Consider the following 5,871-nt stretch of genomic DNA (forward strand, 5'->3'; position numbering starts at 1 on the left):
GGGGCGGCGGTCGCGGCGGGGCGCAGCTTCAGGACAGCCAGCGCGGCGGCCGGCCCGGCGGCGGCGCACAGCGCCCAGCCGGTGGTGTAGCCGCCGAGGGCGACCCGGCCGGCGTCGGTGGTGTACGCGGCGAGCGCGGCACCGAGTACCGCGGACCCGACGGCGGCGCCCAGCGACAGCACGAGTTCGTTGACGCCGGCCGCGGTGGCGGTCTCCTCCGGGGCGACGGCCTCGACGGTCAGGGTGCGGGTGGCGGACTCGAAGAGCCCCAGCGCGGCGCCGATGAACAGGGACGCGATCAGGTAGTGGGCCAGGTTGGTGTGGAACACGAAGAGGAAGCCGAAGCCGAGCAGCGTCGTGACCCCGGCCGCGGCCACGGTGACGCGCTCCCCCAGCCTCCGCAGCAGTACTGGAGTGAGGGCCGAGGTGGCCACGCTGGCGAGCGTCATCGGGAGCAGTGCCCACCCGATGGCGGTCGCGTTCAGCCCGATGCCGTAGCCCACCGCCTGCGGCGAGGCGCCGAGGAACGTCGCGTTGAAGGCGATCGAGCCGATCGTGGCCGCCGAGACCCAGAAGGTCACCACGCTCAGCACGGCCACCCGCGGGTTGCGGAACATCCGTACGTCCACGAGCGGCTGCGCCACCCGCAGCTCCAGCGCCCACCAGCCGGCCAGCGCCACGATTCCCACGAGCCCGCAGCCCACGGTCGCGGCCGACGTCCAGCCCCAGGCGGCGCCCTGCGCCAGCGCGACCACCACGCCGACCAGCCCGGCGGTGAGCAGGACGAAGCCCGGTACGTCGAAGCTCCGGGCCTCGGCCGCCGGTGTCGCGCCGTCCGGCAGCAGGAACCCGGCGACCAGCCCCAGCACGCCCGCGCCCACGCCGATCCACAGCCCGAGCCGGGCGTCGTGCGCGCCGACCGCGCCGGAGACGATGCCCGCGCAGCCGACGGCCAGCAGCAGCGCGCCGACCAGCACGCCGATGCCGCGCCTCGATGCGGCCTCGCCCTGCTGGTGACGGAGTACGCCGATCATCAGCGGCATGAAGCCGACCACGCCGCCCTGCAGGGCCGCGCCGAGGGTCAGGAAGGGGAGCGTGGGGCGCAGCGCCATGACCAGCGAGCCGAGCACGACCATGAGGATGGAGGCGCGGAGGAGCCGGCGGTAGCCGAAGCCGTCGCCGAGCCGGGAGAGGACCGGGGTGAGCACGGCGCAGCTCGCCATCTGCACCACGATGATCCAGTTCTGCTGTGCGGTGCCGAAGCCGGCCTGCGCGCCCAGCCCGGGCAGGATCGGCGGCAGGTACTGCTGGGTGGCGCCGCTGGCGACCTCGACGAGGGCCATGGAGGCGAGCATGGCGCGGGGGCCGAGCGGGGGCATGCTTGATCTGTTCATGACAGATACCTCGGTTCGGAGAGATGCGGTACGCGTACGAGGGCAGGCCGAAGGAGCGGCCCGCCTACGGAGGCGTACCGAGAAGGGGAATGCCGTGGGTTACGGCGCGGGGTCGGGGGCGTCCGGCTTCGGGAGGCGCGGGACGCACCCGGACAGCGCCAGCTCGACCATGGCGTCGGCCTGCGAGTCGAGCAGCGCGTCCGAGCGGACTTCGGTACGGAACATCACCGTGCCCGACCACATGTCGATCAGCAGGTCCACGTCGATGTCCGCCGGCAGATCGCCGCGGGCCACCCCGCGCTGGACCGCGGCGCGCGCGAACTGCCGCCGCGGGCCCAGTACTTCGGTACGGAAGCGGTGCAGTACGGCCGGGTCGCCGATGGTCGCCCACAGGGAGGACAGCAGCCTGCCGCGGCTCTCCCCCACGTCCCGCACGATCTGCGCGAAGAGCTCCCGCATCTCGGCGCGGGTGTCCCCGAGGTCGGGGATGTGCTCCACCCCGGCGTTCCGGATGAGCAGCTCGCCGACGAGCGCGGATTTGTTGGCCCAGCGGTTGTAGACCGTCTTACGGGTGACGCCGGCCCGGGCCGCGACCTTCTCGATCGTCAGCTCCAGGTAGCCCAGCTCCTCCAGGAGCCCGGCCGCGGCGTCCAGGACCTTGCCGTCCAGCTCGGGGTCTTTGGGACGGCCGCCGCGGGCTGCTTCGGTCTTCGGGGTACGACGCGAACTCATGGTGCACTCCGCAGCGGCAAGGGGAGAGAGGCCGGCGGATCTCCGCCGACAGGCCAACAACGTACGACGGGCCACCCACCCGGTCAATACTTCAACGGAAACACTCTGTTCCCGATCATCGACCAGGCTCAACCCTGGCCGACCGCGCGACTCTCCGAGTTAGGACCCAGAGCGTCCCCTAACCGACCCACCACCTGCTCACGCCGTGCGGCGCAGCAGCGCCAGGTACATCGCGTCCGTACCGTGCAGATGCGGCCAGAGCTGGACGTCCGGGCCGTCGCCGAGGGCCGGGACCCCGGGCATCTGCGGCCGGGCGTCGATGAACTCGGCGTCCACGCCCTGCTCCTTGAGCACGTCGTCGACGACCGCGCGGGTCTCCGCGGGATGCGGCGAGCAGGTCGCGTACCCGACGACCCCGCCGACCCGCACGGCCCGCAGCGCCTGCCGCAGCAGATCGCGCTGGAGCGGCGCGAAGCCGTCCAGGTCCTCGGGGCGGCGGCGCCAGCGCGCCTCCGGGCGGCGGCGCAGCGCGCCCAGGCCCGTGCAGGGCACGTCCACCAGGACCCGGTCGAAGGAGCCCGGGCGCCACACCGGACGCGTACCGTCGGCGGCGATCACCTCGTACGGTCCGGGATTGCCCGCCAGCGCCCGCGCGACCAGCCGCGCGCGGTGCGGCTGCTTCTCCGCGGCGAGCAGCGCGGCGCCGCGCTCCGCCGCCAGCGCGCCCAGCAGCGCCGCCTTGCCGCCGGGCCCCGCGCAGGCATCCAGCCAGCGCGCGTCGGCCCCGTCCACCGGCGCGTTGGCCAGCGCGACGGCCACCAGCTGGCTGCCCTCGTCCTGCACGCCCGCGCGGCCCTCCCGTACGGCGTCCAGCGCACCCGGCTCGCCGCCCTCGGTGAGCCGTACCGCGTACGGCGACCAGCGGCCCGGCAGCCCGTTCTCCTCGCCGACCGCGTCGAGCAGCTCGTCGGGGGTGGACCGGCCGGGCCGGGCGACCAGCGTCACCTCGGGCCGCTCGTTGTCCGCCTCCAGCAGGTCCTCGATCCCGGCCCGGCCGCCGCCCAGCGCGTCCCACAGTGCCGAGACGACCCACCGCGGATGCGAGTGCACGACCCCGAGGTGATCCTCCGGGTCCTCGTCGTACGGCGGCGCGACCCGCTCCAGCCACCCGTCCAGATCGTCCGCCGCGATCTTCCGCAGCACGGCGTTGACGAACTTCGCCCGCCCGTCGCCGAGCACCACCCGCGCCAGCTCGACGCTCGCGCTGACCGCGGCGTGCGTGGGAATCCGCGTACCGAGCAGCTGATGCGCGCCCAGGCTCAGCACGTCCAGGACCGGCGGGTCGACCTCGCGCAGCGGCCGGTCCACGCACGCCGCGATGATCTCGTCGTACGTGCCCTGCCGGCGCAGCGTCCCGTAGACCAGCTCGGTCGCCAGCGCGGCGTCCCGTCCGTCGAAGTTCCCGGCCTCGCGCGCCTTGCGCAGCAGCGGCGGCAGGACGAGGTTCGCGTACGCGTCCCGCTCGTCGACCGCGCGCAGGGCCTCGAACGCGAGGATGCGTACGGGGTCCTTCTTCGGCCTCCGATGGGGCTTGCTGCCGGGACGACGACGAGGCTGGTCGCTCACGAGAAAGGTGCTCCGCTGCTGACGAGGACGAATCCCACCCAGCCTACCGTCGCAGCAGGTCACCCCAGCCGCCCTGGATCATGGTCTGGAACGCCCACGCCCCGTCCCGTTTCACCAGCACATCGGCGTACCGCACCGCCTGCGACTGCCCGCCGATGGTGAACACGGCGTCCGTGAACACCACGGCGAGCGACGCACTCAGAAAATGCGGCGTCCTCGTCGACTCGAACGACACGTCCTCACCACCGCCCATCACCTCGGACATCGTGCGCGTGAACTCCGCCCGGCTCCACTGTCCGGCCCAGCCGTCCCCCTTCGAGTCATCCGTCACCAGATTCAGCGGAAAGACGGCCATGTCCGCCATCCGCTCGACATCCACCTCGGCGCTCAACGCGTCGTACCGTGCGAACCACTCCTCCAGCTCCCGGCGGTCCTGCTCGGTCGGGCTGTACCCGGCGGCTTCGGGCACCACGTACTCAGCCATGCGGACTCCTCATTAATCAAGTTTGACTAGCGACTCCGACCGAATACCCGGACGTCGCACTACTCAAACTTGAACAATGGCGCCCGGGGCTCAGCCTCCGAGCCGCTCCCCGGCCTCGATCCGCACGCCGCGCGCCCAGTCCGCCGCGGCCATCGGCTTCTTGCCCTGCGGCTGCACCCACTGCAGCTGTACGGGGTGGCTGCCGGTCCCCACGAACACGGCCTTCTTCGTGGCCGCGATCCCGCCGGGCGCCAGCTCCAGATCCGTACGGTCGGGCATCAGCGCCACCGACATCACCTTCAGCCGCTCGCCCCGGAAGAGCGTCCAGGCACCGGGCGCGGGAGCGCAGCCGCGGACCACCCGGTCCACCCGCAGCGCGGGCGCCGACCAGTCGATCTTCGCGTCCTCGACCTCGATCTTCGGCGCGAGCGTGACGCCCTCGGCCGGCTGCGGCACCGCCTGCAGCGTGCCGTCCTCGATGCCGTCCATGGTCGCGGCCAGCAGCCCGGCCCCGGCGAACGCGAGCCGGGTCAGCAGATCACCGCTGGTGTCCGTCGCCCGGACCTCCTCGGTCAGCACCCCGTACACGGGTCCCGAATCCAGCCCCTCCTCGATCCGGAACGTCGAAGCACCCGTCACCTCGTCACCCGCCAGCACCGCGTGCTGGACCGGCGCCGCGCCGCGCCACGCGGGCAACAGGGAGAAGTGCAGGTTCACCCACCCGTGCGCGGGAATGTCCAGCGCGGACTTCGGGAGCAGCGCACCGTACGCCACGACCGGGCAGCAGTCGGGCGCGATCTCGCGCAGCCGGGCCTGGAAGTCCTCGTCGCGCGGCCGGGCGGGCTTGAGCACCTCGATGCCCGCCTCCTCGGCACGCTGCGCGACCGGGCTGGCGACAAGCCGGCGGCCGCGCCCGGCCGGGGCGTCCGGCCTGGTCACGACGGCCACCACCTCGTGCCGGTCCGACGCGATCAGGGCGTCCAGGGCGGGCAGGGCGACCTCGGGGGTACCGGCGAAGACGAGCCTCATGGGTGGCGTACTACCTCTCAGCGCTGCGGAAAGACACACCAGTCTATGGGTCGTCAGAAGCAGGGGCGTACGGGTTACCGCGCGCCCCAGCTGAAAGCTCGTACGCCCCCATACCGTGACCCCACCCGGCGCTGTCGCGTTGGTCAAACGACATTGACCACACCGGACCGCCGACCCGGTCCACGCAATTCTTCGTTCATCCGTTTCAACGCCGGTTCGAGAGGCTTGTTCATGGCCGACCACGCAACCCACGACGCCCAGGCACGCGCCAGTCTTCATCTACTGGTGCGGGACATCGAGCGGGTCCGCCGGCAGGTGGACGCACTGCGCACGCTCACCGCACAGCTCGGCAACGTCTACCGTCCGCGGCGCACCGGCCCGTCCACGGGCTTCGTCGTGTACGGGCGCGCCCCGGCACCCACGGTGCGCCTCGCCCAGGAGCTGCGCGACAGCGTCGAGACGCTCGTCACGGCCGCGGTCGACTTCGACCGTTCGCTCGGCTTCTCGTGGGACGCGGTCGGTTCGGCACTGGGCGTCACCAAGCAGGCGGTCCACCGCCGCTACGGCGCCCGCCGCGCCACTCCCCAGCCCCCGGCGGACCCCCAG

General features: G+C 72.8%; 6 protein-coding genes. 1 reads left to right on the forward strand and 5 read right to left on the reverse strand.

Annotated features, from left to right (window positions below):
- The 5 genes from CCS38_RS00800 to fmt all read right to left on the reverse strand — a co-directional run.
- Positions 1–1,394, reverse strand: a 1,394-nt coding sequence (locus CCS38_RS00800; RefSeq protein ID WP_223731231.1) for an MFS transporter, incomplete at its 3' end; no start/stop codon positions are given.
- Between the two features lie 99 nt (positions 1,395–1,493).
- Positions 1,494–2,126 carry a TetR/AcrR family transcriptional regulator gene (locus CCS38_RS00805; protein ID WP_223731232.1) on the reverse strand — a complete coding sequence of 211 codons (633 nt, stop codon included), beginning with the start codon at positions 2,124–2,126 and terminating at the stop codon, positions 1,494–1,496.
- 198 nt (positions 2,127–2,324) lie between these two features.
- Entirely contained in the window at positions 2,325–3,752 is a 1,428-nt protein-coding gene (locus tag CCS38_RS00810) for an RsmB/NOP family class I SAM-dependent RNA methyltransferase (RefSeq protein ID WP_223731233.1), read from the reverse strand.
- Positions 3,753–3,795: 43 nt separating this feature from the next.
- Positions 3,796–4,236: a nuclear transport factor 2 family protein gene (locus CCS38_RS00815; protein WP_223731234.1), complete on the reverse strand. Its 441-nt coding sequence runs from the start codon at positions 4,234–4,236 to the stop codon at positions 3,796–3,798.
- 90 nt (positions 4,237–4,326) lie between these two features.
- Positions 4,327–5,265, reverse strand: a complete 939-nt coding sequence (gene fmt, locus CCS38_RS00820; protein WP_223731235.1) for a methionyl-tRNA formyltransferase — start codon at positions 5,263–5,265, stop codon at positions 4,327–4,329.
- A gap of 231 nt (positions 5,266–5,496) precedes the next feature.
- On the opposite strand from fmt, the gene CCS38_RS00825 reads away from it, so the two are divergent.
- Positions 5,497–5,871, forward strand: a 375-nt coding sequence (locus tag CCS38_RS00825) for a hypothetical protein (RefSeq protein WP_223731236.1), incomplete at its 3' end; no start/stop codon positions are given.

The sequence above is a fragment of the Streptomyces purpurogeneiscleroticus genome, from assembly GCF_020024005.1.
In the GTDB taxonomy this organism is placed as follows: Bacteria; Actinomycetota; Actinomycetes; order Streptomycetales; family Streptomycetaceae; genus Streptomyces; species Streptomyces purpurogeneiscleroticus.